This is a genomic window from Streptomyces sp. CNB091 (assembly GCF_000377965.1).
Genome location: NZ_KB898992.1, coordinates 243,510 through 270,333 on the forward strand (window position 1 = coordinate 243,510; position 26,824 = coordinate 270,333).

At 72.4% G+C, this 26,824-nt stretch carries 23 protein-coding genes and 1 pseudogene; 8 read left to right on the top strand and 16 right to left on the bottom strand.

All coding sequences use genetic code 11. The annotated features are described in order from the left end of the window. Positions 1-109: 109 nt before the first annotated feature. From D581_RS0107215 to D581_RS0107230, 4 genes are all read right to left on the bottom strand, one after another. Positions 110-979: an ABC transporter ATP-binding protein gene (locus D581_RS0107215; RefSeq protein WP_018956559.1), complete on the bottom strand. Its 870-nt coding sequence runs from the start codon at positions 977-979 to the stop codon at positions 110-112. Positions 980-1,016: 37 nt separating this feature from the next. Next, positions 1,017-2,078, bottom strand: a complete 1,062-nt coding sequence (locus D581_RS0107220; protein WP_026290290.1) for an iron ABC transporter permease — start codon at positions 2,076-2,078, stop codon at positions 1,017-1,019. A 38-nt stretch (positions 2,079-2,116) separates the two neighbouring features. Continuing rightward, on the bottom strand, positions 2,117-3,175 hold the full coding sequence (locus D581_RS0107225) for a FecCD family ABC transporter permease (RefSeq protein ID WP_018956561.1): 1,059 nt from the start codon (positions 3,173-3,175) through the stop codon (positions 2,117-2,119). Between the two features lie 95 nt (positions 3,176-3,270). After that, complete coding sequence (locus D581_RS0107230; protein ID WP_018956562.1) at positions 3,271-4,635, bottom strand: lysine N(6)-hydroxylase/L-ornithine N(5)-oxygenase family protein; 1,365 nt, start codon at positions 4,633-4,635, stop codon at positions 3,271-3,273. A gap of 247 nt (positions 4,636-4,882) precedes the next feature. On the opposite strand from D581_RS0107230, the gene D581_RS0107235 reads away from it, so the two are divergent. Beyond that, positions 4,883-5,830 carry a methionyl-tRNA formyltransferase gene (locus D581_RS0107235; RefSeq protein ID WP_018956563.1) on the top strand — a complete coding sequence of 316 codons (948 nt, stop codon included), beginning with the start codon at positions 4,883-4,885 and terminating at the stop codon, positions 5,828-5,830. Between the two features lie 30 nt (positions 5,831-5,860). On the opposite strand, the gene D581_RS0107240 is transcribed toward D581_RS0107235, so the two are convergent. Together D581_RS0107240 and D581_RS0107245 are read right to left on the bottom strand one after the other, a co-directional pair. Continuing rightward, the gene (locus D581_RS0107240; protein WP_018956564.1) at positions 5,861-6,460 is read right to left on the bottom strand and encodes a hypothetical protein; all 600 of its coding nucleotides are present in this window, start codon (positions 6,458-6,460) and stop codon (positions 5,861-5,863) included. 129 nt (positions 6,461-6,589) lie between these two features. Further along, entirely contained in the window at positions 6,590-7,120 is a 531-nt protein-coding gene (locus tag D581_RS0107245) for a MarR family winged helix-turn-helix transcriptional regulator (RefSeq protein WP_026290291.1), read from the bottom strand. 156 nt (positions 7,121-7,276) lie between these two features. Here D581_RS0107245 and D581_RS0107250 point away from each other — a divergent pair, with 156 nt between their 5' ends. Further along, positions 7,277-7,789, top strand: a complete 513-nt coding sequence (locus D581_RS0107250) for a nitroreductase family deazaflavin-dependent oxidoreductase (RefSeq protein WP_018956566.1) — start codon at positions 7,277-7,279, stop codon at positions 7,787-7,789. A gap of 87 nt (positions 7,790-7,876) precedes the next feature. After that, the gene (locus D581_RS0107255; RefSeq protein WP_018956567.1) at positions 7,877-8,974 is read left to right on the top strand and encodes an NAD-dependent epimerase/dehydratase family protein; all 1,098 of its coding nucleotides are present in this window, start codon (positions 7,877-7,879) and stop codon (positions 8,972-8,974) included. Here D581_RS0107255 and D581_RS1000000141980 read toward each other — a convergent pair. Continuing rightward, a pseudogene (locus tag D581_RS1000000141980) lies at positions 8,955-9,172 on the bottom strand (hypothetical protein); the annotation flags it as partial. The gene D581_RS0107255 and the pseudogene D581_RS1000000141980 sit on opposite strands and share 20 nt — an antisense overlap. 25 nt (positions 9,173-9,197) lie before the next feature. Beyond that, complete coding sequence (locus D581_RS0107265; protein WP_018956568.1) at positions 9,198-9,995, bottom strand: response regulator transcription factor; 798 nt, start codon at positions 9,993-9,995, stop codon at positions 9,198-9,200. A gap of 118 nt (positions 9,996-10,113) precedes the next feature. Here D581_RS0107265 and D581_RS01000000136975 point away from each other — a divergent pair, with 118 nt between their 5' ends. The 3 genes from D581_RS01000000136975 to D581_RS0107280 are packed head-to-tail and all read left to right on the top strand — an operon-like array spanning position 10,114 to position 12,403. After that, positions 10,114-10,881 carry a glycosyltransferase family 2 protein gene (locus D581_RS01000000136975; RefSeq protein ID WP_032752578.1) on the top strand — a complete coding sequence of 256 codons (768 nt, stop codon included), beginning with the start codon at positions 10,114-10,116 and terminating at the stop codon, positions 10,879-10,881. Next, positions 10,878-11,525: a TIGR04282 family arsenosugar biosynthesis glycosyltransferase gene (locus D581_RS0107275; protein WP_018956570.1), complete on the top strand. Its 648-nt coding sequence runs from the start codon at positions 10,878-10,880 to the stop codon at positions 11,523-11,525. Before D581_RS01000000136975 ends, D581_RS0107275 begins: the two co-directional genes overlap by 4 nt. Beyond that, positions 11,522-12,403 (top strand): class I SAM-dependent methyltransferase, encoded by an 882-nt coding sequence (locus D581_RS0107280; RefSeq protein WP_018956571.1) that lies wholly within the window; start codon positions 11,522-11,524, stop codon positions 12,401-12,403. Before D581_RS0107275 ends, D581_RS0107280 begins: the two co-directional genes overlap by 4 nt. A gap of 391 nt (positions 12,404-12,794) precedes the next feature. Here D581_RS0107280 and D581_RS0107290 read toward each other — a convergent pair whose 3' ends face one another. Beyond that, positions 12,795-14,066 (bottom strand): molybdopterin-dependent oxidoreductase, encoded by a 1,272-nt coding sequence (locus tag D581_RS0107290; RefSeq protein ID WP_018956573.1) that lies wholly within the window; start codon positions 14,064-14,066, stop codon positions 12,795-12,797. Between the two features lie 194 nt (positions 14,067-14,260). Between D581_RS0107290 and D581_RS0107295 the strand changes: the two genes are divergently transcribed. Further along, positions 14,261-15,694 carry a hypothetical protein gene (locus D581_RS0107295; RefSeq protein WP_018956574.1) on the top strand — a complete coding sequence of 478 codons (1,434 nt, stop codon included), beginning with the start codon at positions 14,261-14,263 and terminating at the stop codon, positions 15,692-15,694. 28 nt (positions 15,695-15,722) lie between these two features. Here D581_RS0107295 and D581_RS0107300 read toward each other — a convergent pair whose 3' ends face one another. Together D581_RS0107300 and D581_RS0107305 are read right to left on the bottom strand one after the other, a co-directional pair. Then, a complete protein-coding gene (locus D581_RS0107300; protein WP_018956575.1) occupies positions 15,723-17,384 on the bottom strand; it encodes an ABC transporter permease in 1,662 nt (553 codons plus the stop codon). Next, positions 17,381-18,376 carry an ABC transporter ATP-binding protein gene (locus D581_RS0107305; protein WP_018956576.1) on the bottom strand — a complete coding sequence of 332 codons (996 nt, stop codon included), beginning with the start codon at positions 18,374-18,376 and terminating at the stop codon, positions 17,381-17,383. Before D581_RS0107305 ends, D581_RS0107300 begins: the two co-directional genes overlap by 4 nt. Positions 18,377-18,499: 123 nt before the next feature. Here D581_RS0107305 and D581_RS0107310 point away from each other — a divergent pair, with 123 nt between their 5' ends. Continuing rightward, complete coding sequence (locus D581_RS0107310; RefSeq protein ID WP_026290292.1) at positions 18,500-19,006, top strand: GbsR/MarR family transcriptional regulator; 507 nt, start codon at positions 18,500-18,502, stop codon at positions 19,004-19,006. Positions 19,007-19,040: 34 nt separating this feature from the next. On the opposite strand, the gene D581_RS0107315 is transcribed toward D581_RS0107310, so the two are convergent. The 5 genes from D581_RS0107315 to D581_RS0107330 all read right to left on the bottom strand — a co-directional run bounded on the left by D581_RS0107315 (position 19,041) and on the right by D581_RS0107330 (position 26,012). Further along, a complete protein-coding gene (locus tag D581_RS0107315) occupies positions 19,041-19,919 on the bottom strand; it encodes an aminoglycoside phosphotransferase family protein (protein ID WP_486585812.1) in 879 nt (292 codons plus the stop codon). Positions 19,920-20,050: 131 nt separating this feature from the next. After that, positions 20,051-21,259: an alpha/beta hydrolase gene (locus tag D581_RS0107320; RefSeq protein WP_018956579.1), complete on the bottom strand. Its 1,209-nt coding sequence runs from the start codon at positions 21,257-21,259 to the stop codon at positions 20,051-20,053. A 60-nt stretch (positions 21,260-21,319) separates the two neighbouring features. Beyond that, positions 21,320-21,544 (bottom strand): hypothetical protein, encoded by a 225-nt coding sequence (locus D581_RS1000000141235; protein WP_158688583.1) that lies wholly within the window; start codon positions 21,542-21,544, stop codon positions 21,320-21,322. Continuing rightward, positions 21,541-22,548 carry a DinB/UmuC family translesion DNA polymerase gene (locus tag D581_RS0107325; RefSeq protein WP_018956580.1) on the bottom strand — a complete coding sequence of 336 codons (1,008 nt, stop codon included), beginning with the start codon at positions 22,546-22,548 and terminating at the stop codon, positions 21,541-21,543. The genes D581_RS1000000141235 and D581_RS0107325 overlap by 4 nt, the downstream gene beginning before the upstream one ends. Continuing rightward, positions 22,545-26,012, bottom strand: coding sequence for a DNA polymerase III subunit alpha (locus D581_RS0107330; RefSeq protein WP_018956581.1), 3,468 nt, complete (start codon positions 26,010-26,012; stop codon positions 22,545-22,547). Before D581_RS0107330 ends, D581_RS0107325 begins: the two co-directional genes overlap by 4 nt. Positions 26,013-26,824 lie beyond the last annotated feature (812 nt).

The following is a 26,824-nucleotide window of genomic DNA, read 5'->3' on the forward strand; positions in this document are numbered from 1 at the left end:
ACTGCGCCCCGGTACGAGGGCAGCCAGACTGCACCCCGAGCAAGTGAGGTCAGCCTAGCCTAACTGAATAACTTCCCACCGTTCACGCTCAGTTGCTCCCGCCAGGTGGTCAGCGGCCCTGCGGTGCGGGCCCGTTCCACGGTCCGCGCCGGACGTGTGTGCGGCCGATCGGCACGATGAGCGGCCGGTCGCCCACCGGATCGTCGATCACCTCGGCCCGCAGCCCGAACGCCTCGTGGAGCAGTTCGGCGGTGATCACGTCCCGGGGGTGTCCCTGTGCCAGGACGGCTCCCGCCCGCATGACGACGAGGTTGTCGCTGTAGCGCGTGGCCAGATTCAGGTCGTGCAGGACCATGACCACGGTGCGGCCCGACTCGTGCAGATCGTCGACCAGGTCGAGTACGTCGATCGCGTGGGCCAGGTCCAGGTAGGTGGTCGGCTCGTCCAGCAGCAGCAGGTCGGTGCCCTGAGCCAGGGTCATCGATATCCACACGCGCTGGCGCTGGCCGCCGGAGAGCGAGTCGACGGGCCGGTCGGCCAGGTCCGCCACCCCGGTCATGGCCAGCGCCCGCCGCACGACGTCCGCGTCGTCGGAGGACCACTGCCGCAGCCAGCTCTGGTGCGGGTGGCGTCCACGGGCGACGAGGTCGGCGACGGTCAGCCCTTCCGGCGCCACCGGCGCCTGCGGCAGCAGTCCGAGCTTCTTCGCCACGTCCCTGGTACGGAGCCCGCCGATGTCCTCGCCGTCCAGCACGACAGAGCCGCCGGCCGGTTTGAGCAGCCGGCTCAGGGTCCGCAGCAGGGTGGACTTCCCGCACCCGTTGGGGCCGATGATCGTGGTGATCACCCCTGGTGGAACGGTTACGTCGAGCTTGTCGATGACCGTACGGTCGCCATATCCGACGGTGATGCCCCTGGCTGCCAGCCGGGGGACGTCCTCGACGCCCGCTTCGGACCTGGCGGTGAACTGAGCGGCCACAAGCCCCCCTTGTTGAGGTCAGCCTAACTTCTACCATCTACCGGAGGTTCGCCCGTACCAACAGGTAGACGAGGAACGGTCCCCCGATCGCCGCGGTGACCACCCCGACCGGCAGACCGATCGGCAGCGCCGCGCGGGCGAGAAGGTCCGAGCCGATCAGCAGCAGCGCGCCCACCAGCCCCGAGGCGATCAACGGCGGCGTGGGCCGGCGCGCCAGACGCATCGCCACCTGTGGTGCCACCAGGGCGACGAACGGCACCGGGCCCGCCGCGCTCACCCCCACCGCGGCCAGCAGGACGGCGCAGAGCAGCAGGACGGCCCGAACCCGTGTGAACCGTACGCCCAGCCCGGCGGCGACGTCGTCGCCGAGGTGCATGGGCTTGAACGGGAAGGCCGCCGCGGCCACGACGACGAGCAGGACGAGCGTGCACCAGAACGCCACCCGGACCTCGTCCCAGCTCCGGTTGTCCAGCGAGCCGATCAGCCACACCTGGGCGCGCGCCACGTCCCGAATGTCGGCGGAGGCCAGCAGCCACACCGTGACGGCCTGCATGGCCGCGGTGACGGAGATGCCGATGAGGATGAGCCGGAAGACGTCGATCCCGCGTCGCCAGGCGAGGAAGTACACCAGCAGCCCCGTGCCGAGGCCGCCCAGGAGGGCCGCCGAGGACAGCCCGACCGAACCGGCGATCGCCGCGGCGGCGCCTCCCGTCGTCGTCACCAGGAACACCGCGACGGCGCCGGCTCCGGTGGTGATCCCCAGGATGTCCGGGCTGGCGAGCGGGTTGCGCGCCACGGACTGGGTGATGGCCCCGGAGAGGCCCAGGGCGATGCCCACGATGAGACCGGCCAGCGCCCGGGGCATCCGGAGGTCCATGACCACGAACGCGTCGACCTGTTCGCCCCGGCCGAAGAGGGTGGCGATGACCCGGGAGAGGCCGATGGGGAAGTCACCGACGGCGATGGAGAGGCAGAAGACCAGAAAGGCCGCCGTTGCGAGGACCAGCGTGACCAGGACGAGCCAGGGACGCCAGACGAACGACACCTGGCCGAGCCGCACGCCCGACGGCATCGACGCTCGCACTTCGGTTCCGCTCATGGGCTCCTGGACTTCCCTCATGTGCTCGTGGACCCGCCTCATGCGCTCCTGAACTTTCCTCGCCACACCAGGAGCGCGAAGAACGGGGCCCCGAGGAGGGCGACGACGACGCCCGACTCCAGCTCTCCCGGCCGCACGACCAGGCGGCCCACGATGTCGCAGACCAGCAGTACGCCGGCACCGAGCAGCCCCGCGTACGGCACCAGCCAGCGGTAGTCGGGGCCGGTCAGATAGCGGGCCACGTGGGCCACCATGAGCCCGAGGAAGGCGATGGGGCCACACGCCGCCGTGGCGGCCCCCGCCAGCAGCGTGACGGCGACGATGCCGATGGTCCGGCTCACCGCGAGGTTCACGCCCAGACCGCGCGCCACGTCGTCGCCCAGGTTGAGCAGGTTGAGGGCGGGCAGCGTGATCAGCGCCAGGACCAGCCCGACGGCGATGAACCCCGTCACCGGGCGGATGACGTCGAAGCCGACGCCGGCGACAGAACCCGCGTTCCAGAATCGCAGCGCGTTCAGCGACTTCTGGTCGGACAGCGCCACCGCCGTGGTCATCGCCGCGAGGAACACCGTGACGCCCTGTCCGGCCAGAGCGAGGGTCAGGGGGTTGCCCGCGCCCCTGCCGATGCTGGCCAGGCCGAAGACGACGACGCCGGCGACCCCCGCGCCCACGAAGGCGAACCAGACGTACTGGAACGGGTCGGTGAACCCGAACAGGGCGATGACCGACACCACGGCGAAGGAGGCTCCGGCGTTCACGCCCAGCAGTCCCGTGTCGGCGATCGGGTTGCGCGTGTACCCCTGGATCAGCGCGCCGCCCACGCCCAGGGCCAGGCCCGCCACGATCGCGAGGACCGTGCGGGGCACGCGCACGGTCTGCACGATGAGCCGGATCTCGGTGAGCTTCTGGTCGGGCCCGGGGTCCGCGAACAGCCCGTGCCAGACCTCGGTGGGGCTCAACGCGCGCGCCCCGACGGCCAAGGACACCGCTGCCGCGATCACCAGGGCCACCGCGAGGAAGCCCAGCCCCACGACCCGCCGTCGGTGGGTGTCGGTCGTCCCCCCGGGCACGGGGCGCTCCACCTCAGTCGTGAACATGTCGAGGAACGATATCCCTTTGATCGGAGCGGTCCCGCGGGGCCCACCCGGCAGGTCACCGGGCGGGCGACGACGGCAGTTTGACGGGACAGCGCTTAGCGCGGGGTGGCGCCGCCGGTCCCCTCCACCACGGGCCGGGACTCGTCGGAGGTGGACTTGACCCGGCGGTCGAGCAGGGAGTCCAGGATCTCGCCGACCCGTATCGCGGTGTTGGAGAGCAGCGAGGTGGTGATGCCGTGCGTGTGCTCCGTACCGCCCTGGAGGTAGATGCCGCAGCGCAGGCCGGGGTCGGTCACGATCCGGTAGTCGCGCTCGACCCGTACGCGGCCGGCGTCGTCACGTGCGCAGCGCTCTGCGACCTCGCCGAGAACGCCGAGCGGGTCGGCGGGGCTGTATCCGGTGGCGAACACCACGACGTCGGCGTCCAGTTCCGACTCCTCGTCGGTCACCAGGGATTTGACGGTCGCCCTGACCCCGTCGGCGTTCTCCTCGACTCCGGTGACCCGGGACACGTTGAGGAAGCGCAGCCGTTCGGCGCCCAGCACCTTCTCGCGGTACATCTGGCGGTAGAGGTCGTCGATCAGGTCGATGTCCACCACGGAGTAGTTGGTGTTGCCGTGGTAGGCCATCAGTCGGCTCTTGACCTCCTCGGGGGCGGCGAAGTAGTCGTCGACCGCGTCGGGGTCGAAGATCCGGTTGGCGAAGCTGCTGTCGTCGGCGGGGCTGTAGCCGTAGCGGGAGAAGACCGCGCAGACCTCGGCGTCCGGGAAACGGCGGTGCAGGTAGGCGACGTTCTCGGCGGCGCTCTGACCGGCGCCGACGACGACGAACCGCGCGGGCGAGGGCGAGTCGTTCTCCAGGCCGTCGACCTTCCGCAGCAGGTCGGAGTTGTGCCAGACGCGCTCGCCGCGTTCCACGCCTTCCGGCATGAGGGGGCGCAGCCCGGTGCCGATGACGAGGTTGCGGGCCCGGTGGACAGCCAGTCCCTCTTTGGACCGGACGGTCACGTCGAGGTACTCCACGGTCCCGTCGTGCACGAACGGTGTGACGGCGACGACCTCGTGGCCGTAGGAGACCAGGTCCTCGACCTTGGCCGCGGCCCACTCGAAGTAGTCGTGGAACTCCACCCGCAGGGGGAAGAGGTTCTTGTGGTTGATGAAGTCGATCAGCCGGCCCTTGCTCTGCAGGTAGCAGAGGAAGCTGAATTCGCTGGCCGGGTTCCGGAGCGTCACCAGGTCCTTGAGGAAGGACACCTGCATGGTGGCGTCGTCGATGAGCATGCCGCGGTGCCAGCCGAAGCTCGACTGCTGCTCGAAGAAGTGGGCGGTGACCGAATCCTGCCTGCCGACCTTGCTGTTGTGCTCGCTGAGCGCGATCGCCATGGCCACATTCGACGGGCCGAAGCCGATGCCGATGAGGTCGTGGACCAGTGGTGTGTCGCCAGGAAGAACCTGTGACATGTCACTCCCATTCGTCTGGGAAAGTCGCCTGTCAGGCGTGGGGGTTGGTGGCGAAAGGCGGGCAGGCCGACGGAACCGCCCACCTCGACTTAGGTGAGCCTAAGCTGACCGGCAGGCCTTGTCGATAGTGCGACTGGGGCGACAGCCTACTGACGAGCCGTCACGCCTGGTCCACGGCATGGCCTGTTGCCGACTCAGGTGAGGCTTGCTTTACTTGCCCGGCCCATCCCTGCCCGAGGAGGAACCCATGCGGGTCGTCATGTTCGGTTACCAGACCTGGGGGCACCGCACCCTGCAGGCTCTCCTCGAATCCGAGCACACGGTGGTGCTGGTCGTGACGCACCCCAGGAGTGAGCACGCGTACGAGAAGATCTGGAGCGACTCCGTCGCCGATCTCGCCGAGGAGCACGGGGTCCCCGTCCTGATCCGTGAACGCCCCGACGACGAGGAGCTGTTCGAGCGCCTCAAGGAGGCGGACGCGGACATCATCGTGGCCAACAACTGGCGGACCTGGATACCGCCGCGCATCTTCGGCCTCCCCCGCCACGGCACGCTGAACGTGCACGACTCGATGCTGCCGAAGTACGCCGGATTCTCGCCGCTGATCTGGGCGCTGATCAACGGCGAGAGCGAAGTCGGCGTCACCGCGCACCTGATGGACGACGAACTCGACGCCGGCGACATCGTCCGCCAGGAGGCGATAGCGGTCGGCCCGACGGACACCGCCACCGACCTCTTCCACCGCACCGTCGACCTCATCGCCCCGGTCACCATCGGCGCACTCGCCCTCATCGCCTCCGGACAGACCGAGTTCACCCCGCAGGACCGGTCGAAGGCGACCTTCTTCCACAAGCGGGCCGCCGAGGACATCCGTATCGACTGGAGCTGGCCCGCCGAGGATCTCGAACGGCTGATCCGCGCCCAGTCCGCCCCTTACCCCAGCGCCTTCACCTTCCACCGGGGCCGGCGGCTGGAGGTCCTCTCCGCCGTCGTGTCCCAGAACCGCTACGGCGGCACGCCCGGCCGGGTGTTCTACCGGGAGGGCGAAGGCGTGGTGATCGTCGCCGGGGCCGACGCCCGCACCGGTCGCAACCACGGCCTCGCGATCACGCGCGTACGGACCGAGGACGGCCGCGAGCTGCCCGCGACCGAGTACTTCACCTCGATGGGCGGCTACCTCACCGGCCGTCCCTGATCCGGCGGGCGGCCGCCGCCCGGCGCCCGCTCAGCGGGCCGGGTCGGCGCCCGGGGCCGTCGAGGCATCGATGCGGACCAGCCGATACCCCTTGAGCTCCGCCTTCTTCCTCCGGCCCGGCGGCATGATCCGGCGGCGCGCGCTCTGCGCGGCGCCGAAGAGCGCGCCGAGCCGGAGGTCGCCTCGCCTCAGGCGGTAGAAGGCATCCCGCTTCGCCCCCACCAGAGCACCCACCGCGACGAACGGCACGCCGTCCAGGATGGCGTCCAGCGCCACCCTGAGCACAGCCGGGTTGGTGGCGACGTCCGGTACCACGTCATGCACATGCGCCAGGGACCTGGCCGCCGACAGGGCGGCGTCGAAGACCGGGTCCTCGGCCCGCCAGGACGCGAGCAGACGCTCGGAGATTCCCGCGGCGGAAGCACAGCCTTCGGCTCCGAGCCCCATGGCCGCCGCCCGGACCGCCTCGGCCCGCCGTTGCGCCTTCTCCTCCTTCAGGGACATGGCCGGCCGCAGGGCCTCCGTCAGAGCGCGCTCCGCGGCCCTCGCGGCGCCCAGCCCGGCCACCACGGCCTCGGCCCAGGCATCCGGCCGCTCACCCGCCACGTCGCCCACCGGCCGCTCGCTCAAGGGAGCGCTCCTCTCTCACGACATGAATTGTTCAAGGTGCAACCATATGCGTGATGTCCCTGGCGAGCGCGTCCAGGAGGACCGCCCGCCCGCGGAGCCGGGCGCCGGAGGACGTCCCCGGCCGGCCGGTCAGCCCGCCGTCGTCGCGTCGCCCCAGCCCAGGGGGTGCGGTCCGGCTCCTCCGTCCGGCAGCGGCGCCGACGGCTCGCCGCCCGCCCGGTTGAAGTCGGTGAGCGCTTCGATGAGCGCCGTCCGCTGGTGCGGAGCCAGGCGCTCGACGATCGACGCGATCTCCTGACGTCGACGCGCGGTGACGTTCCCGACCGTGCGACGGCCCTCCTCCGTGAGCCGGAGCAGCGTCTCCCGGCGGTTGTCCGGGTTGGTCTGCCGGTCCGCGAGGCCCGCCGCGATCAGCCGGTCGACCATGCGCATCGCCGTCGACGGCGCCACACCCAGCAACTCCGCCAGGGCCACGAGCTTGGTGTCCCCCCGCGAGGACAGCACCACCAGCATCCGGAACTGCGGCAGTGTCACCCGCTCCTCCACGTCCGCCAGCGAGCGCGCCGACACCGCGACCAGCAACCGGGATGCCGTCAGCACCGCCCCGGTCACGGCGTCCACATCGTCCATCCGCTCCGCAGGAGCCGGGTTCCTGACCATGGCACCTTTCTACCCTGCTCCCGGCAGGGCGTGCCCCACCCCCTCGGTCTGCCACGTCTCCTGGATTTAGGCTGTGCAAAGATTGCACAGGCTAAGAGTCGAGCCGGGGCCCGCTGTGCCGCCGACTCCCGTTTCGCGTCCAGAGGAGGCGTTGTGATGACGCCACGACAAGACACCGGCCCGAGCCGTCCACCCCTGCCGCGCGGCTGGCGGCGACGCCTCGCCCGCCTGCCCATCGCCTTCTACCGCGTGGGCCTCGGCCCGGTCTTCGGCCGGCGCCTGCTGCTCCTGCACCACACCGGCCGGAACAGCGGCCTGGACCGACGGGTGGCCCTGGAGGTCGTCGCGCACGACCGCGGGGAGGGAACCTGGTTTCTGGCCTCCGGTTTCGGCCCCGAGGCCGCCTGGTACCGCAACCTGCGTGCCTCGCCGAAGACCACGATCCAGGTCGGCAACCGCCACTACGCCGTCACCGCCCGTTTCCCGAGCGCGGACGAGGGCGGCGAGATCATGGCCCGCTACGCCCCCGCCCACCCCCGTACCGCCCGCCGGCTGTGCGCCTTCATGGGGTTCGACGTCGCCGACGGCAGTACGGAGGCCTACCGGCGGGCGGGCCGCGCCATCCCCTTCGTGCGCCTCGACGCGGCCCCCGGCCAGCGGGTGCGCTGACCGGGACGTCGGACAGGTCCTTACGGACCCGTGACGAGCGCGCGCCGCGCCCGGCCCGAGCCCCCGCCGGGCCCTAGCGTGGCCGTCATGCGCGTACTGGTCACCGGCGGAGCCGGGTTCATCGGGTCACATGTCGTCGCCGCACTCGCCGCGGCCGGGCACGAGAGCGTGGTGCTGGACGCCCTGCTGCCCTCGGCCCACGCCGGCGACACGCCTCCGGAGCCGCCGGGAGACCGCGTGCTCGTCGGGGACGTCCGGGACCGGGAGGCGGTGGCGGACGCGCTGGCCGGGGTGGACGCCGTGTGCCACCAGGCGGCCATGGTCGGCCTCGGCAAGGACTTCGCGGACGCCCCGCTGTACGTGGGGTGCAACGACCTCGGTACGGCGGTGCTGCTGGCGGAGATGGCCGCTGCCGGGGTCCGGGACCTGGTGCTGGCCGGGTCGATGGTGGTCTACGGCGAGGGCCGCTACGCCTGCCCCCGGCACGGCACGGTCCGCCCCGGACCGCGCGCGGAGGCCGATCTGCGGGCGGGGCACTTCGAGCCTCGCTGCCCGGACTGCGGGGCCGAGCTGACGCCCGGACTGGTGGCCGAGGACGCGCCCGCGGACCCGCGCAACGTGTACGCGTCGACCAAGCTGGCCCAGGAGCACCTCGCCGCCGCGTGGGCACGGGCGACGGGCGGCCGGGCGGTGTCGCTGCGCTACCACAACGTGTACGGGCCGGGCATGCCGCGCGACACCCCGTACGCCGGCGTCGCCTCGTTCTTCCGCTCGGCCCTGGCACGCGGCGAGGCCCCCCGGGTCTACGAGGACGGGGGCCAGCGGCGCGACTTCGTCCACGTCCATGACGTGGCGGCGGCGAACACGGTGGCCCTGGAGGCCGTACGGGAGCGGCTGCCCGCGTCCTTCGCCGCGTACAACACCGGCAGCGGCGAGCCGCACACCATCGGGGAGATGGCCGCCGCGCTGGCCGGCACGCACGGCGGGCCGGACCCGGTGGTGACCGGGGAGTACCGCCTCGGGGACGTCCGCCATGTCACGGCGGACTCGTGGGCGCTGCGCGAGGAGCTGGGCTGGCGGCCCCGGGTCTCCTTCGCCGAGGGGATGCGGGACTTCGCGGCGGCCCCGCTGCGTGGTTCAACGGGCAGTCGGCCGGAGAGCGCCGTCACGCTGTCGGGAGCGTGACGGAGAAGCAGCAGCCGCCCTGTACGTCGCGCACCTCGGCGCGCCCGGGGTGCGCCTCGACGGCCGCGGTGCGTCGGGCGGGGGGGCGGATGGCGTCGATCAGGGATTGCTCAGGACCCGGCCCCTCTCCTCGCCGTCCGCCTCCACCGGCGCCTCGTCGGACCGGTCGCCGGTCAGCCGCACTCCGTGCTCACGGGCCGGTCCGCGACGAGCAGGACGTCCTTCACCGCGAACGGCCCCCGGTCGGCGGCACGGGGGCGGTGGCCGCGTCCTCCGCCGTACGGTCCGCTTCGGCGTCCAGGCGGTAGCCCACGCCCCACACGGTGCGGATCAGCCGGGGGCGGGCGGGATCCGCCTCGACCTTGCCGCGCAGCCTGCGGATGTGGACGGTGACCGTCGACAGATCGCCGAAGTCCCACCCCCAGACCTCCCGCATCAGCTCCTCGCGCCCGAACGCCTTCCCGGGGTGCCGGAGGAGGAAGGCGAGCAGGTCGAACTCCCGCAGCGTCAGGGCCAGTCCGTGGCCGTCGCGGTAGGCCTGCCGGGCCGCCGGGTCGAGGCTCAGCCCGCCCGCGGACAGCGGACCGACCCCGTCCGCCGGCACGGCGGCCCCGGCGCGGCGCAGCACGGAGTCGACCCGCAGGACCAGTTCGCGCGGGCTGAACGGCTTGGTGACGTAGTCGTCGGCGCCGGTCTCCAGCCCGAGGATGCGGTCCTCCTCGTCGCCCCGGGCGGTGAGCATGATGACGGGGACCGGCCCGTGCTCACGCATCCGGCGGCAGACCTCGAACCCGTCCATGGCGGGGAGCATCAGGTCCAGGACGACGAGGTCGGGGCGGTGCGTCGCGAACCGTGCCAGCGCGGCGGGGCCGTCGCCGGCCTGCTCGACGGTGTAGCCGGCGCGGTGCAGATATCCGACGACGACCTCGGCGACGGTGGGGTCGTCGTCCACGACGAGGACCCGGCCGCGCGCCCCCTGCGGGACGGGCGCCGGATGCCTGGCGGGCGGGGTGTTCTCCATGGCCTCCACTGTGGCACCCCGGCCCCGGGACACCCGGGGCCGACCACCCCCATCCGGCCGATGTCCATGTTTCGTAAGAACCTGATGCCCTGAATGTCCCAGTTGTCTCCGTAGGGTGATGCGGGTGACTGATTCTTCTGCCGCTCTTCCCTTCCCGCCCGCCCCGCACACCGGCCTCCCCAGAGCCGACCTCGTGCTGCCCTGCCTCGACGAGGCGGCCGCGCTGCCCTGGGTGCTCGATCGCGTCCCCGACGGCTGGCGAGCGATCGTGGTCGACAACGGCTCGACCGACGGTTCGGCCGAGCTCGCCCGCTCCCTCGGCGCGCACGTCGTCACGGAGGAACGGCGCGGGTTCGGCGCGGCCTGCCACGCCGGGCTGCTCGCCGCCGAGGCCGAGTTCGTCTGCTTCTGCGACTGCGACGGCTCGCTGGACCCCGCGCTGCTGACCGGCTTCGTGCGGCGGATCGCGGACGGCGAGTGCGATCTGCTGCTCGGCCGCCGTCGCCCCGAGGGCCGGGGCGCCTGGCCGCCGCACGCGCGCGCCGGCAATCTGGCACTGGCCCGGATGCTGCGCCGCCGCACGGGTCTGCGCCTGCACGACCTCGGTCCGCTGCGGGCGGCCCGCCGGAGCGATCTGCTCGCCCTGGACCTCACCGACCGGCGCAGCGGCTATCCGCTCCAGATGGTGGTCCGGGCCTCGGACGCCGGGCTGCGGGTCGCCGAGAGCGACGTCCCCTACCGGCCGCGCACCGGGAAGTCGAAGGTGACCGGCACCTGGCGCGGGACCTGGCAGGCGGTCCGCGACATGCGGGGCGTGCTGCGGGAGCCACCGGCGGACCGGGCACCGGACCGGGCCGGGCGCGCGGGGGCGGAGGCCGTCCGATGAGCGCGTACGGGCCCACGGAGCTCCTGGTCATCGCCAAGGAGCCGGTGGCGGGGCGGGTCAAGACCCGGCTCTGCCCGCCCTTCTCCCCCGCCGAGGCCGCCGAGCTCGCCGCCGCGGCCCTCGCGGACACCCTGGACGCCGTGCTCGCCCTGCCCGCCCGGCGGCGCGTCCTGGTCCTCGACGGGCGGCCGGGCCCCTGGGTGCCCCCGGGCTTCGAGGTGGTGCCGCAGAGCGCGGGCGGTCTCGACGAACGTCTCGCCGCGGCCTTCGGCGGGTGTACGGGGCCGGCCCTCCTGGTCGGCATGGACACCCCGCAGATCACGTCCGATCTGCTCGCCCCCGCTCTCGCCCCGGCCGCCTGGGACGGCGTCGGGGCCTGGTTCGGTCCGGCCGAGGACGGCGGCTTCTGGGCCCTGGGCCTGGCGGATCCCGATCCGGCCCTGTTGCGCGGGGTGCCGATGTCCGTCCCGGAGACGGGTGCGGTGCAGCGGCGCAGACTGGTGGAGGCGGGGCTCGCCGTGCGCGATCTGCCGGTACTGGTCGACGTGGACACCTCGGCCGACGCCCACCGGGTCGCGTCGGCGGCGCCGGGCGGCCGGTTCGCCGCGGCGCTCGGCCGGCTCACCGGAGCGGGGGTGCGATGAGTACGACCGTGCCCTCGTCCGGGCTCGTCTCCCCGGCCCCGGCCGACCGCGTCGAGGCCCCGGACGCCCACGCTCACGGAGCGGCCGTCGGCTCCACGGACGCCCCCGGCGCCGCGCCGATCCGCACCGCTCCGTGGGGCGCCGACCCGTACGCCAACGCCCTGCGCACCGGCCGCGGTCCGCTGTTCCTGCGCCGCAACGACGGCTGGCTGCTGCCGCTGGACGTCGAACGCTGGTGCTCCGACGCGGGCTCCGCCGATCTGTCCGCGCTGCACCGGTGCGAGGGCCCCGTGCTGGACGTCGGCTGCGGACCGGGGCGGCTGGTCGCGGAGCTGGCCTCGCTCGGACACCGGGCGCTGGGCATCGATGTCAGCGAGGCGGCGGTGGCCCGTACGCGCGGGCTCGGCGGCGCCGCGCTGCTCCGCAGCGTGTTCGACCCGCTGCCCGGCGAGGGCCGTTGGGGCACCCTTCTGCTCCTCGACGGCAACATCGGCATCGGGGGCGACCCGGCCGCCCTGCTGGACCGGGCGGCCGATCTGCTCGGCGTCGGCGGGCTGCTGATCGCCGAGACCGCCCCCGTCGACGTGGACGAACGGGTCCGGGTCCGTCTCGACGACGGCCGGGACGGAACGGACGGAAGGGCCGCCCCCGCCTCCGCACGCGACGCCGAGCCGTTCCCGTGGGCGCGGATCGGCACCCCGGCCCTGCTGCGGCACGCCCGCGCGGGCGGCTGGCTCACGGCCGGTCAGTGGGGCGCGGAGGGGCGGACCTTCGTCTCGCTGCGCCGGCCCGTACGGGAGCGGACCGCCCGGACCAGCAGCCAGAGCGCGGAGAGCGCGAACAGCGCGCCGGTGATCAGCAGCCAGTTGCCGAAGTAGACGTCCGGGGAGGTGCCGGCGGCGGCCTCGTACCGCCGTTCGGTGCGCCGGGCGATCAGCGGGAACCAGATCAGCAGGAGCAGTCCGGAGAGGAACGCCGGCACCCGGACGAAGTTCACCAGGGACGGCCGGGGGCCGAGCGCGGCGCGCAGCGCCCGGTCGGCCCCCGCGTACACCGGCAGCAGCACCAGGTCGTGCAGGACGGCCGACCCCGCGAACCAGAGCAGCACGCCGACGGTGTCCCCGTCCAGCAGCCGCACGCCCGCGTAGCCGGCCAGGCAGAACGTGGCGGCGAGCAGCAGCGGGTGGAGCGGGCCCTCGCCGTACAGGCGGCGCGGCGAGAAACGCGGGCGGCGGGCGGCGGAGGCGGGCGGTACGGCGCGGGTGGACATCACAGCTCTCCGAACGTCAGGGTCTCGACCCACTTGGTGTTCAGCACCCCGGGCGCGGCGGGGACGATGATCCTGGCCGGGTAGCCGTGGTCGGACGACAGCGGTGCGCCGTTCACCTCCAGCGCGAGCAGCGAGCGGCCGTCGCGGACCTGGTTGTCGCGGAGCGCGGCCTTGCGGAACGAGCCGCTGCGCTGGAGCGACTCGACGAACACGCCCGGCGGCCGGTCCGGGTATCCGGCGAGCGCCGCCAGGTCGGAGAGCCTCACTCCGCGCCACCGCTGGTCCGAGGTCGACCAGCCCTCCACGCAGGCGATCGGGAGCGCGGCGCCGTGCTGTTCCATGGCCAGCAGTTCGGCCCGGGAGAAGCGGAACTCCCCGGCCGGCCCTCGTACCGTCAGCCGCCAGCGCTCACCGGTGTCGGCGGGCCTGATCCGTACGGCGGCGGCGGTCTTGTTGATCTGGAAGGCGTTCGGGCCCGGCCCCGGGTCGGTGCCGCCGCGAGGGGTGAGGAGCGCGATGCGGCGCAGCGGCCCGTCGAAGCTGCGACCGGCCGAGGTGACCAGCAGAAGGAGCGAACCGGCCCCCACGAGGGCCAGCGCGCCGCGCCGGGACAGGGTGGCGGGCAGCGGGTCGGGGGCGGCGAGGGTGTCCGGTCCGCCGCGCGGGATGCCGCCCCGCAACACCCGTACGGCCTGGGGCGTCTTGAGCGCCACATGGGTGACGAACCCGGCGAGGAAGACCCAGGCCCCGTAGAAGTGCAGGGTGTAGAACGACCCGGGGAAGAGGTAGTCCAGCTGGATGTTGAGCAGTCCGGTGAGGAACTCGAACAGCGCCCCGCCCACGAGCAGCAGCAGCGAGATCCGCTCCAGGGCGTGGCCCACGGAGCGGGCGGGCGGCAGCGCGAAGAGCCGGGGGACCACGGACCAGAGCTTGGCGAGCAGGACGGGCACGAGCACGATGCCGACGGTGACGTGCAGGCCCTGGGTCAGCCGGTAGAGCCAGTGCGGGCCGGTCGGCCAGGAGAACAGGTAGAAGCCGAGCCATCCCTTGCCCGGGGTCTTGTCGTTGACCCGGTTCAGGTCGGGGTTGTAGGCCGCGTACGAGAGCAGACCGGTGACGAACAGCAGGGTGAGTCCGGCGAGCAGGATGACGCCGAGCACGGCGGTGAAGCGCGCTCCGCGCACGGGGCTGCGCCAGAATGCCGGGTCGGCAGGGGTGCGCGGGGCGCGGAGGGAGTCGGCCAGGGAGCGGATGCGACGGCGATCGGGCATGGGCCCGACGCTAAGCGGGGAACAGCTCCGACGGGCGGACGCGACTCCTGACGGAATTCTGACGTCGTGGCGCCAGGGCGGGGAGGCGGGCATCGCCGCAACGGTCGCCGCTGCTGGAAGAGCGGATCTGACGGTTCGGTGACGCGGCCCTGCCGTACCGCCCGATCGCGCCCCGGTGTGCATAGCGTGCCAGCGTGAAGACCGAGAACGCCACCCCCACGAACACCGCCGGCGGCACGGGGCACGGCCCGCCCGCACCACCGGACCACGACCGCGCCCGGCACGCGGGGCGGGCCGACCTGGTCGCCGCCGCGGCGGGCGCGCTGCTGGTCACGGCCGCCGTGGTCGTCGGGCATGTCATCCAGAACCGGGACGGGAGTCTGCGCGCCCAGTGGCCGCCGCTGCTGGCCTCCTGGGACCCGCACCTGGGGCCGGGCACTCCGGCCGCTCTGATCATGGCGTTCCTGGTGGTCGTCCACGGCCCGGCGCTCGCCGCCCGGCTGCCGTGGCGCGGGCTGCTGGCCGCGGCCTGGGCCGGGTCGATGGCCTGGGTCTTCTCGCTGGCGCTGATCGACGGCTGGTACCGGGGCGTCGCGAAGCGGCTCACCACGAAGCACGAGTACCTGCGGGTCATCGACCGCTTCGAGGACATTCCCGCCACCCTGCGGGACTTCACGAACCACATCGTGATCGGCGAACCGGGCAACTGGCCGGCGCATATCGCCGGGCACCCGCCGGGCGCGACGCTGACCTTCGTGTGGCTGGACCGCATCGGTCTCGGTGGCGGCGCCTGGGCGGCCGTCTTCTGCGTCGTGGTGGGCGCCTCGGGGGTGCTGGCCGCCCTGATCACGGTGCGCGTGCTGGCCGAGGAGCGCCTGGCCAGGCGTGCCGCGCCCTTCCTCGTCCTCGCCCCGGCCGCCGTCTGGGCGGGCGTCTCCGCCGACGGCTACTTCACGGCCGTGGCCGCCTGGTCGGTGGCGCTGCTCGCGCTGGCCGCCACCCGCCGGGTCCGAGTCCCGGCCGTGGCGGCGGTCGGCGGGGGTCTGCTGTTCGGGTGGACCTGCTACCTCAGTTACGGGCTGGGGCTGATGGCGGCCGTCCTGCTGGCGGTGCTGGTGCTCGCCCGGACCGCCCGTCCGGTGCCGCTGTTCCTGCTCGGCGCCCTCGTGGTCCCGGTGGCCTTCACGCTCGCCGGGTTCAACTGGTGGACCGCCTACCACCTGTTGGTCGAGCGCTACTACCAGGGCGCGGGCGGCGTCCGCCCGTACGGCTACTGGGTCTGGGCCAACCTGGCCTGCGCGACCCTGGCGGCCGGGCTCGCCGCCGTCGCCGGGCTGCGCCGGAGCGCGGCGGCCGCGCCCGGCGCCGTACGGGCACTGCGGGGCGGCCCCGCGGCGGCCTCCCCGGAGGCGAGGCTCGCGCTGCTCGTCCTGGCGGCGCTGGCGGCGCTGCTCGCCGCCGACCTCTCCGGCATGAGCAAGGCGGAGACCGAGCGCATCTGGCAGCCGTTCCTGCTGTGGCTGCTGCCGGCGACGGCGCTGCTCCCCCGCCGGAGTGTGCGGTGGTGGCTGGCCGCGTCGGCGCTTCCGGCTCTGCTGATCAACCACCTGCTGTGGACCGGATGGTGATGAGACGTCAGCACGACATTCGTGTGCGTCACTTGGTCTCCAGGTCCCGGCGGCCAAAGCCCGTCAGCCCCAGCAGGATTAGTCCGGCGGCGACGGTGGTCAGGGCGAGCAGCGGGGTCCAGTCCATCCCGGCGGCCGGGAGTCGCGGCACATGGCCGAAGGGCGACAGGTTCTCCATCCAGTCCGGGAGCTGGAGGATCGGCCCCAGGTACCCGACGAGGAACGCGTACACGGGCACGATCCACGCCACCGCTCCCGCACGCGGGAACCAGCCGAAGAGCAGGACGGCCACGCCGACGGTCACCCACAGGGCGGGGGCGTACGCGGCGGCCGCTCCGACCAGGGCGAGGACCAGGCCCCCGTCCCCCGCCGACGCCGCGCCCGAGAGGCCGAAGCACAGCCCGGCGATGACCAGCAGCGCGGTGCCGCCGGCCAGGGCGACGGCGACATGGCTGCCGAGCCAGCGGTTCCGGGAGAGGCCGGTGGCCAGGAGCGGTTCGGCGCGGCCCGCGCTCTCCTCGGCGCGCGGGCGCAGCGCGGCCATCACCACGTACACGGCGGCGACCACCGCGACGACCACCATCACCATGGACGCGAACGACTCGGCCACGGTGCTGCCGCCGATCTTCGCCAGCGCCTCCTGGACCTGTTCGATGTCCTTCACCATGTCGGCCGCCTCGCCGAGGATCGAGCCGTACATGACGCCCATCAGGCACAGCCCGGCGCCGAAGCCCAGCAGGGTCGCCCGGTGCAGCCGCAGGGCGAAGCCGAAGGGCCTGGTGAGGGCGTCGGACGCCGTACGCCGGCCGAGCCGCGCGGCGCGCAGGCCCGCGCCGACATCGCGTCGGGTGCTCAGGACGAATCCGTACGCCGCGGTCAGCGCGGCGAGGGCGAGGCAGAGCGCCAACGGCCACCACCGGTCGTCGACGAAGACGTAGGTGCGCTGGATCCAGCCGATCGGGCTCAGCCAGGACAGGGCGTCGTTGCCCACGTCGCCGGAGGCCCGCAGCACGTAGGCGGCGCCGATCGCCGCGAGCGCCATGCCCGAGGCGCCCCGGGTGTGCGCCGTGATCTGTGCGGTGATCGCGGCGATCCCGGCGAAGACGAGCCCGATCGCGGCATAGGTGAGGCCGTACAGCAGCGCCCCGCCTGCGCCGATTCCGTCGATGCCCGACGCGGTGAGGCCCAGAGCCAGCAGCAGGGCGAGCGCGAGGTTGGCCACGACGGCGAGCGCCAGTGCGGAGGCGAGGTGGGCGTGGTGCCCGACGACGGTGGAGCGGACCAGTTCGGCGCGGCCGGTCTCCTCCTCGTCGCGGGTGTGGCGGGTGACGATCAGGATGCTCATCAGCCCCACCAGAACGGCCATGAAGCCGAGCATCTGGTGACCGAGCATCGCTCCGGCGGTGTAGTCGGAGAGATAGTGACGAGGGCCGGTCATGGCGAGCGCGGCCGGGCTGTCCATGGAGCCGACGGCGGTGGCGCGTTCTTCGGGAGTGGAGTACAGCGTCTTGTACTGGGCCGCCGTGGTCAGCGTGCCCAGGGTGAGGGCGAGCAGCCATACGGACACGCGGACGCGGTCACGGCGCAGTCCGAACCGGACCAGGGTCCAGGTACCGGTGAAGGCGACGGAGGCGGTCTTGGCGGGCGCGGGCCTTCCGGAGGCGTCGAGCGGCGCGACGGTGCTGGTCATCGGGGAACGCCGCCCTTCCCGCCGGTGGAGGTGGAGGGGGTCCCGTCGGAGTGCGTCGGCGCCTCGGAGGGCGCGGGGTCGCCGTTGCCCGTACGGCCGTTGGACGCGAGCTCGTCGCCGTAGTGGCGCAGCATCAGCTCTTCGAGCGTCGGCGGGTGGCTGGTCAGGCTCCGGATGCCGAACTCTCCGAGCCTGCGGAGCGCGGCGTCGAGGTGTGCTCCGTCCACGGCGAAGTTCACTCTCCGGTCCAGCACTTTCAGTCCGTGCACACCGGGCAGGGCGTCGAGTCCGGTGGCCGGGCGCTCGGTCTCGGCCTCGACGGTCGTACGCGTGAGGTGGCGCATCTCGCCGAGCGTGCCCGACTGCACGGTGCGGCCCCGGCGGACGATGCTGACGCGGTCGCAGAGCTTCTCCACCTGGGCCAGGATGTGGCTGGAGAGCAGCACGGTCTTCCCCGCCGCCTTGGCCTGAAGGATGACGTCCTGGAAGACGGCCTCCATCAGGGGGTCGAGGCCCGCCGTGGGCTCGTCGAGGAGGAGCAGTTCGGCGTCGGAGGCGAGCGCGGCGACGATGGCGACCTTCTGCCGGTTGCCCTTGGAGTAGGCGCGGCCCTTCTTGACCGGATCGAGGTCGAACCGTTCGATGAGTTCGTCGCGCCTTCGCCGGTCGAGGCCGCCGCGCAGCTTCGCCAGCAGGTCGATGGCCTCTCCTCCGGTGAGGCCCGGCCACAGCTCCACGTCCCCGGGGACGTAGGCGAGCCGCCGGTGCAGCTCGACCGCGTCTTTCCACGGGTCCTTGCCGAGGAGTTGAGCCCCGCCGGAGTCGGCGCGCAGCAGCCCCAGCAGGATGCGGATCGTCGTGGACTTGCCGGCCCCGTTGGGGCCGAGGAAGCCGTGGACCTCACCCGCTTCGACGGCGAGGTCGAGGCCCGTGAGGGCGTGCGTCCGACCGAACGACTTGTGCAGTCCGGCGACGGTGATTGCCTTCTTCATATTCCGAAAGTACGCTTCTTTCAGAAGAGTGTGAAGTTAAGAAACCGTATGAATCGCTGGATAGAGTGGCCGGGCACGCGGGCGCACACGGGCGTCAGGAACCACAGGGACCGGGGTCGGAGCATGGATGAGCGGCGGAAAGAGAGCCGCGTGGACGGCGACGACGAGACGGCGGTCTCCCGGTTCGTGGAGCACTTCGCCGCCCAGCTGGTCCAGGCGGGCATGGCGCGCATGCCGGCCAGGGTCTTCGCCGCCCTGCTCTCGTCGGAGCGGGGAGTGCTCACCTCCGCGGAGCTGAGCGAGCAGCTGAGGATCAGCCCGGCGGCCGTGTCGGGAGCCGTCCGCTATCTCGCCCAGGTCAACATGGTCAGCCGCGAGCGGGAGCCCGGGTCCCGGCGTGAGCGCTATCGCGTGCAGGGCGACCAGTGGTACGTGGCGTTGCTGAATCGGGACACCATCCTGAAGAACTGGCAGGCCACGATGCAGGAGGGCGTGGACCGGTTCGGCCTCGACACCCCGCAGGGAAGCCGGATCAACGACACCCTGGAGTTCTTCCGGTTCCTGGAGAAGGAACTCGGGTCGATGATGGAACGTTGGGCCGCGCATCGGGCCGAACACCTGGGCGGCTGAGGAAGACCCGCCCCGGGCACGTCCTCAGCGCCCGTCAGCTCACGCGCTGTTCGGCGAGGTCGAGCCAGTGCTCCACGTCGGACGGGGCGAAATGCCTGATGGCCCAGTCGACCATGCGGAGGCTCATGTGGGCCCATGCCGGCCGCAGAACGTCCTCGGGGACCGCGTCGAGGACGGCGTCGAGGTGTCGTGCCACCCCTGGGTCGGCTCCCCCGCCGTGGATGCCGAAACGCAGGGTGACCAGGTCGAAGCGGTGATCTCCGCGAGCGGCTCCGTCCCAGTCGACGACGCCGGTGATCGAGCCGCCGGTCGCCAGGAGGTTCCCGGGGTGGAAGTCCATGTGCACGGCGTCGTCGCCCGCCAGCCGGTCGGGGTGGTCCGCGCCGATCGCGGCGACCCGGTGCTCCAGCGCGGCGCTGCGGCGTCCGTGCCGACGCAGGGGTTCGTGCAGGCAGTAGCCCGGCCCGTCCTGACGAAGGAACAGCTCCGTGGCGGGGACGCCGGGGTGGTCGGTGAGCCGGCCCGCCTGCAACCGGTTGAGTTCGAGGGCCTGGACGAGGACATCGTGGTCGAGGTGGTCGATCTTCGTACCGGGCAGGAGCTCCTGGACCATGACGACCGCGTGGCCGACCTGGGCCGCCAGTTCGGTGGCCGGGGCCGGACAGCCTGCGTGTCGCAGCACCCGGCTGACGGTGAGCGGCCCTGCCTCCAGGTCCGCCACGCGGCTGTGCGGTCGCCACTTGAGCACGGAACGACGATGGTCGGGCCAGCGCACATAGGCGGTGCCGACCTGACCGCCCGGGCAGGGGCCGTCGAGAGTCAGACGGACACCGGTCCGCTCCCGAAGGGCGTCGAGCGTCCTGGCGGCGTCGAGGCGCTCGGCCCGCGCCCAGCGTTGCGGCGGAGAAGTCATGGATCCCATGATGGCCGCACGGTACGGGCACGGGCTGCGGCGACCGTGCCCCCGGGCCGACCCGTGGGCGCGGTCGAAGGCTGCCGCCCGGGTGCGGTCGGACGGCAGCTCCGCCGGACGCGGGACGTGGATCAGCTGGGGAGCCGGTCCATGATCCAGGTGCACAGCTCCTCGGTGATGCCCGTGTGCGCGGTGGTCGTGGACGAGCAGAGGAAGTCGTCGAGTTCGCTCTCCTGCGGGTCCAGGTCACCGACGTTCGCGTACAGGTCGTCCTGCTTCTCGATGTCGCGGATCGCGACCGCGCTGACCGTGGGGACGAAGCAGACGTCCTCGTGGCGCAGGTCGATCTTGCCGCCGAGCTTCTCCATCGCCCCGGAGAGAATCTTGTACGTGTGCAGGGTTCCGCCCGGCGCGCCGTCCAGTTCCGGGAAGCCGTCGGTCGTGACGGTCTGCTCGGCCTTGGGGAACCTGCGGTTCAGGTACGCGGCCGTCACGTCGTCGCCCTGGGCCTGGGTGTAGAAGGTGGTGCCGGGGTAGATCCGGTCGATCCGCAGAGCGACCTCGCCGGGCTTCACGTCCGGCAGACCGATGCCGTCGGCGCGGCCGTTGGTCACGGCGATCTTCATCGGGATCTGCGGCCAGGAGCCGACCCGGTCCAGGGCGTCGAGGAACTCCGTGCGCTCCGGGGCGACCGTGATCTTCTCGGTGTCCTTGTCGTAGTGCTGCCACAGCATCTGCCGCGCGGCCGGGCTGTTCATCTGCTTGGCGAAGTCGTTCGGGAAGGGGATGAAGTGGGAGAACGCCTGCACGCCGACGGGGATGGAAGCGCCGCGGTGCGGGCTGTCGTAGGAGAAGTACAGCGCGGTCCTGTGGTCCATCCGCTGTGTTTCGAGCTTGGCGAGTGCATAGCGGGTGACGATGCCTCCCATGCTGAAGCCGCCGACGACCAGAGGGGTGTCGCCCACCTGTTCGGCGGTCGCCCGCAGGATGGCGGCCACCGCCGCCTCGGCGTTGTCCAGGATCGAGGCGCTGCGCTCATCGAAGCCGAGGAGGATCACGTCCCTGCCGCGCCGGCGCAGCTCGCTGATGAACGGGAAGCCGCCGCTCTCCAGCCCGTGGTAGAGCACGTCGAGCTTGCTCCGGCCGAGGCTGAAGCCGTCGGCCATGATCACGGGCCGGACGAGGTTGCCGTCGTTGCCCTCGCCGGGGAAGACCCACGCGAAGCCGTTCGGCAGGGGCCACTCCTCGTGCTCCGGCACCTCGACGGTCCGGGCCGGCTCAGCGGTGAGCGGGCCGCCGAGGGTGAAGGCGCCGACATTGGGTTCGGACGTCTCTGACATCGTCGTACTCCTGGGGGAGGTGGGCGGGACGACCTCATCATGGTGGGCGGTATGGGCGTATCACTCCTGGGAGCCGGGGAGTTCACCACATCTGGTGATCATGAGCGAAAAAGCGTGTTCCGTGCGTCCGGGAGATGCTCCAGCAGCGCCGGATGCTTTGACGCCGGTCGACGTGGCGCCGGGGAACGGCCGGGGCCCGGTGATCGTCTCCACCCGGCCGTCGTCCAGGTGGGCGGCCGGTTCCTCTTCGGCCCACCACATCAGGTGGAGGGCCGCGGCGGTCACCGCCGCGGCTGGGCGAGGGTGCCCGGGCGGATCGCCTGATCGCCGAAGCGGGCCCGCGCCCGGTCGGCGGCTTGCTCGATGCGGCGCCGTTTGCCGTCCGCCGGGTCCAGGAGCAACTGCTGGACGGCGTGCTGGGCATCGGTGACGTCCGCGCGAACGGTGATCGTGCGGACACGGGCGCGCTGCAGCCCGAAGCGGGAGTACAGGTCGTACGCGGCGGCGCCGAGTGCCGGCGTGTGAGCGGTGTACTCCTCCAGCGTGCGCGAGCGCTGTGTCGTGGCGCCGTCGGCGTACGAGATGCTCAGCGCGAGCCGCGCGGCGACCTGGCCGGTGGTCCGCAGCCGCAGCCCGAGACGTTCACAGAGGTCGAGCAGGGCCCGGCGGTGTGCGGCGGGGTCGAGCTCGTCATGGCTGAACTCGTGGGAGAAACCGGTGGACTTGGGCGCCGTCTCGGAGGTGACCGGGCGCGGGTCCAGGCCGCGGGCCCGTTGCGACAGCGTCACGGCGGTGGCCTTGCCGAGGATGCGCTGCAGCGTCAGCAGCGGAACGTCGAGAAGGTCGCCGATGCGGTGGAGGCCGTACTCCCCGAGCGTACGGACGGTGGCCGGGCCGACCCCGTGGAGGGCGCCGACAGGCTTGGGACGGAGAAACGCGGCGACTGCCCCGGAGGTTGGGGCGACGACGGTGACCTGGCCGGGAGCGGTCGTGTCGGCCGCCATCGCGGCCAGCATCCGGTTCGGGCCGGCGCCGATCGTCGCGCGTAGCCCGAGGTGTGCGGCCAGGCGGAGTGCGGCCATGGTCGCCAGGCCGCCCGTGTCCCGGTCGAAGAACCGCAGGGCACCGGTGACGTCGAGGTCGGCGGCGTCCGGCGGGAGGGCCTGCACCAGCGGGGTGAGATCACGCAGCAGCGCGAGGGCCCGCTCGTACGTCTCCTGGCCGGCCGGGCCGAGGTCGTGGAGCTGAACGCGCAGGATGCTTCGGGCTCGGGTGGTCATGGCGCTCACCCCGCCGATCCGGGAGAGCGATGTCCCAGGCGCCGCAGGTCGGCGGAGGGGGAACCGGCGGGCCGCAGATCGCTCCAGGCGTTGAGCTTCGCCCCGGCCGTTCCGTCTTCGAGTGTCCGGCCCGCACCCGGCGTGCTGTCATCGCGGGCGGGTGTGGGGGCGGGTGTGGTGCGGCCGAGCAGGCCGAGAGCGGCTTCGGGGCCCAGGTCGCGGCGGGTGGTGGCGACTTCCTCAAGGTCCCAGGCCGCCTGCCCGACCACGGTGCGCCGGGGGCCGCGTTCCTCGACGACTCCGCGGACCAGGAGCAGGCCGGAGTGGAACACCGTGTGCGCGCAGGTGGCGTGGGAGTCCTCGAAGAACGCGAGGTCCACGAGGCCGGAGCCGTCCTCCAGGGTCACGAAGATGACCCTCTTGCCGGACGGGATCGGCGGCGTCTGGGTCGATGCCCGCACGCCGGCGACCAGCACCTGCTGTCCGCGGTGCATCGCCTGCACGTGGTGGGCGTCGGTCGCGCCGAGCTCGGCGAGCAGGCGGTGGTGGTGTTCGAGCAGATGACGGCTGACGTCGATGGAGAGCACGTCGATCTCGGCGCTCATCACGTCGCGGCCGGTCATCTCGGGCAGCCCGGCCGGCTCGCCCGCGTGCGTCTCGTCGCCGAGCGGCAGTTGGCCGTCGATCGCGGTCCGGTTGCGTGCGGAGCGGTGCAGCTCGGTGGCCTGCAACAGCAGATCCCGCCGGGTCAGCCCGCCTTGCAGTGGAGCGAGAGCTCCGATCTTGATGAGGCGCTGGGCGAGAGGCAGGGACGGGCGGGCCCGCAGCCACAGATCCTGCAGCCCGGCGTAGGGCTGCCCGGCTTCGATGCGGGCGCTCTCCGCCTCGGTGATCCCGCGCACCGTGGACAACGCGAGCCGAACGCCCCAGCCGTTCGCGGTCGGCTCGACGCTGTGTGCGTTGCGGGAGGTGTTGACGTCGACCGGCAGGATCGCCACTCCGAACTGCTTCGCGTCCTGGACCAGGACGCGGGGCGCCCACATGCCGGGATCGTGCTGGAGCAGCCCGGCGAAGAAGGCGGCGGGGTAGTGCGCTTTGAGCCACGCCGACTGGACGGCCGGGACCGCGAAGGCCACGGCGTGCGCGCGGCAGAATCCGTACGCCCCGAACTCCTTCACGATGCCCCAGACTTCGCCGATCACGTCCGGGGTGTAGCCGAGCTCGCCGGCGCAGCGGCGAAACCACGCCTCCACCTTCGGCAGCCGCCCGGCGTCGGCGAGGGCGCGGCGTGCGACGTCCGCGGCGGCACGGTCGCAGCCGGTCATCGTGGCCAGGATCATCATGATCTGCTCGTGCCAGATCACTACCCCGTACGTGTCGTCCATGATCGGCACAAGATCGGGGTGGGGATAACGCGGCTCCTCGACCCCGTGCCGGGCGGCGATGAACTTCGCGGGCATGCCCCCGGCGACCGGGCCGGGCCTGAAGAGGCTGATGTCGGCGATCACGTCCTGCATGTGCCGTGGCTGGAGTCTCGCGATGAGATCCTGCTGTCCTGGGCTTTCGAGCTGGAAGCAGCCCAGCACCTTGGTACTGCGGATCAGTTCGAAGGTGGACTCGTCGGCGAGGTCGACGTGGTCGGGACTGTCGAGGTCGATGTGCCGGCCTGTGGTGCGACGGATCTCGGCGACCGAGTGAGCCATCGCCGACTGCATGCGCACGCCGAGGACGTCGAGCTTCAGCAGGCCGAGGTCTTCGACATCGTGCTTGTCGGCCTGCACCGTCGGATACGCGCCTCCCGGAGCGGGCTGCACCGGGAGGCGGCCGAGCAGGCTCGCGTCGGAGAGGATCACGCCGCACGGGTGCATGGCGAAGCCGCGCGGCAGGGCGTCCAGGCCCTCGGCTAGCTCCCACAGCGGACCGTACTGGCCGGCCTCGGCCGCGAGCTGCCGCAGTTCGGGCAGCTCGGACAGGGCGGAGCCGATGTCGCACGCGCGGATGTGCGGAAAGCTCTTGGCGATCCTGTCGACGGTCTGCGGGCGGATGCCGAGCGCGAGCCCCGTATCGCGCAGGGCGTGACGGGCGCGGTAGGTCTCCGGCATCCCGGTGACCGCCACGCGCTCGGAGCCGAACCGTTCGAAGATCCGGTCGTACACCTCCAGGCGCCGGTCGGACTCGACATCGAGGTCGATGTCCGGCAGGGCGGTGCGGCGCTCGCTGAGAAAGCGCTCGAACAGGAGCCGGTGCGAGAGCGGGTTGGCCGTGGCGATGAAAAGGCTGTGGTTGACCATGGACCCGGCACCGGAGCCGCGGGCGGCGACCCGGATCCCCATGGACCGCACGTCCGCGACGACCTGGGCCACCGCGAGGAAGTACGCCTCGTATCCGCGGCGTTCGATCACCCCGAGCTCGTAGCCGAGCCGATCCATCGCCCGTACGTCCCGGTCCAGGCCGCGGGCGGTCATCCCGGCCTCGCTGCGCTGCCGCAGCAACCGCATCCCGTCCCCCGGCCGGGTGCCGGCTCCCACCACGTGCGGCTCGGGGAAGTGTGCCCGTCCCAGGCCGAGGTCGCGCACCGGGTCCACCGTGCACCGCTCGGCGGTAGCCGCCGTCTCCTCGATCAGACGCCGCCCCCGACCGGCCGGGGCGCTCGTGGCCGCGGCCACCCGCTCCGCCACCTCGGCCATCTCGGCCCCGGACTTCAGATACCGCTCGCCCGGGTCGAGCGGTCCACGCTGCGGGATCGGACGCAGCAGCCGGGCGGCGTCCAGCACGTCGGCCAGGCGGTGCTGCTCGCGCCGCTCGTACCGCACCGCGTTGGTGAGCACCGTCGGGATGCCGAGCCGGTCGCCCAGAGCAAGGGTGTGCGCGGCCAGCCGCACCGATCCCGCGCCCAGTCCGGACAGGCCGTAGGCGACCGCCTCCAGCCGGAGAAGTCCCCGGCCCGCGATCTCCCGCCATGGGACGAGCAGCCTTTCCGCGACGTCCGGGCGCCCGGCGGCCAGCGCACGTACAGGCTCGGAGGCCGGCCCGAGGATCGTCACCACGTCCTCGCCCAAGCCCTCCCGCAGCGCCTCCCACGAGGCGACCGGAAAGCCGTCGACCGGATGCGCGTGGGCCGCGGAGACGAGACGGCAGATACGCGCCCACCCGCTCACGGAACCTGCCAGCAGCGTGATCCTCAGGCGCGGCTCCGCCACGTGCCCGCCACCGCGGACCGGTGTGCGCGAGCGGCGAGGAGTCCTGGCCGTGTCGAACGCGGGGACGGCGAGGTCCACCCCGAAGATCGGGCGCACCCCGGTGCCCATGCACGCCTTCGCGTGCCGCACGGCGCCGGTGACACTGTCCCGGTCAGTCAGCGCGAGCGCACCCATGCCGAGCTCCGCCGCCCCGCGCACCAGGTCCTGCGGATGCGAGGCACCGTAGCGGGCGGAGAACCCGGAAGCCACGTGGAGATGCGTGAAAACAGCCATCGCGCACCTCCGAATCTGCTCTGGCACCCCCTGCTCGTCTGGCGTCCCGCTGTCAGAACGTTGCATCCGATCCATTCGCACAATAGTTCGATAGAACGGTTTCAGCCAACCGATCTTGGCGTGGCGAGAAGTCACCCTCCCGCGAGAGCGCACCCCGAACGCACGGAACCGACACGGCGGGACACCGGCACCGACTTCAGCGGCACGGCGAGCACGCGGGCCGCGCGCGGCCCCGGGTCGCTCACCACCAAGTCGGTGGCCAGATCCAGACCCGTCTGCACCGCCGCCGACCCGGCCCAATCCCCGCCTACCTGCCGAACCATGCCCACACTCTTCAATATTCGCTCGAACGTTCGAATAGTTCAAGCCAGACACCCCTCGGCGGGAGCACACCGGGCAGGGGCCGGGGCAGGGGAGGCGCCCGGGCGGCGAAGCAGCCACCGAGGCCGAGCCCGGGCCGGGATCCGGGGGCCGGAGCCGGGAGCCCGGACCGGGAGCCGAGGGGTGGGGTCGGAAGTAGGAGCCGGCGGCCGGAATTCCTTGATATCCGCTCGAACCGCGCAACAGATGGGCAGCAGATGACCAGCACCCGCGATGATCGAATTCGGTGACCGAAAATCATTGCTTGTGGTCCGGGTCACCTCGGGATAGCGTCGCATCCCGTTCCACGCTCTGGGCCGTCCGGCCCGAACTCCGACGCCGAATCGAGCGGTTCTCAGCGAAAGTCGAGCAATCCTCGGCGAAGAACGCGAAGCGCACCGAGCACGCCAGACATGCCAGGCACGCGAAGAGAAATGTACTCAACCTCTGGA

What these genes read in the sequence shown, in the direction of transcription:
- D581_RS0107220 (WP_026290290.1), bottom strand. Translation starts at nt 2,078, where the DNA reads ATGAGCGGAACCGAAGTGCGAGCGTCGATGCCGTCGGGCGTGCGGCTC.
- D581_RS0107225 (WP_018956561.1), bottom strand. Translation starts at nt 3,175, where the DNA reads ATGTTCACGACTGAGGTGGAGCGCCCCGTGCCCGGGGGGACGACCGAC.
- D581_RS0107230 (WP_018956562.1), bottom strand. Translation starts at nt 4,635, where the DNA reads ATGTCACAGGTTCTTCCTGGCGACACACCACTGGTCCACGACCTCATC.
- D581_RS0107235 (WP_018956563.1), top strand. Translation starts at nt 4,883, where the DNA reads ATGCGGGTCGTCATGTTCGGTTACCAGACCTGGGGGCACCGCACCCTG.
- D581_RS0107245 (WP_026290291.1), bottom strand. Translation starts at nt 7,120, where the DNA reads ATGGTCAGGAACCCGGCTCCTGCGGAGCGGATGGACGATGTGGACGCC.
- D581_RS0107250 (WP_018956566.1), top strand. Translation starts at nt 7,277, where the DNA reads ATGACGCCACGACAAGACACCGGCCCGAGCCGTCCACCCCTGCCGCGC.
- D581_RS0107255 (WP_018956567.1), top strand. Translation starts at nt 7,877, where the DNA reads ATGCGCGTACTGGTCACCGGCGGAGCCGGGTTCATCGGGTCACATGTC.
- D581_RS0107265 (WP_018956568.1), bottom strand. Translation starts at nt 9,995, where the DNA reads ATGGAGAACACCCCGCCCGCCAGGCATCCGGCGCCCGTCCCGCAGGGG.
- D581_RS01000000136975 (WP_032752578.1), top strand. Translation starts at nt 10,114, where the DNA reads ATGCGGGTGACTGATTCTTCTGCCGCTCTTCCCTTCCCGCCCGCCCCG.
- D581_RS0107275 (WP_018956570.1), top strand. Translation starts at nt 10,878, where the DNA reads ATGAGCGCGTACGGGCCCACGGAGCTCCTGGTCATCGCCAAGGAGCCG.
- D581_RS0107280 (WP_018956571.1), top strand. Translation starts at nt 11,522, where the DNA reads ATGAGTACGACCGTGCCCTCGTCCGGGCTCGTCTCCCCGGCCCCGGCC.
- D581_RS0107290 (WP_018956573.1), bottom strand. Translation starts at nt 14,066, where the DNA reads ATGCCCGATCGCCGTCGCATCCGCTCCCTGGCCGACTCCCTCCGCGCC.
- D581_RS0107300 (WP_018956575.1), bottom strand. Translation starts at nt 17,384, where the DNA reads ATGACCAGCACCGTCGCGCCGCTCGACGCCTCCGGAAGGCCCGCGCCC.
- D581_RS0107305 (WP_018956576.1), bottom strand. Translation starts at nt 18,376, where the DNA reads ATGAAGAAGGCAATCACCGTCGCCGGACTGCACAAGTCGTTCGGTCGG.
- D581_RS0107310 (WP_026290292.1), top strand. Translation starts at nt 18,500, where the DNA reads ATGGATGAGCGGCGGAAAGAGAGCCGCGTGGACGGCGACGACGAGACG.
- D581_RS0107315 (WP_486585812.1), bottom strand. Translation starts at nt 19,919, where the DNA reads ATGACTTCTCCGCCGCAACGCTGGGCGCGGGCCGAGCGCCTCGACGCC.
- D581_RS0107320 (WP_018956579.1), bottom strand. Translation starts at nt 21,259, where the DNA reads ATGTCAGAGACGTCCGAACCCAATGTCGGCGCCTTCACCCTCGGCGGC.
- D581_RS0107330 (WP_018956581.1), bottom strand. Translation starts at nt 26,012, where the DNA reads ATGGCTGTTTTCACGCATCTCCACGTGGCTTCCGGGTTCTCCGCCCGC.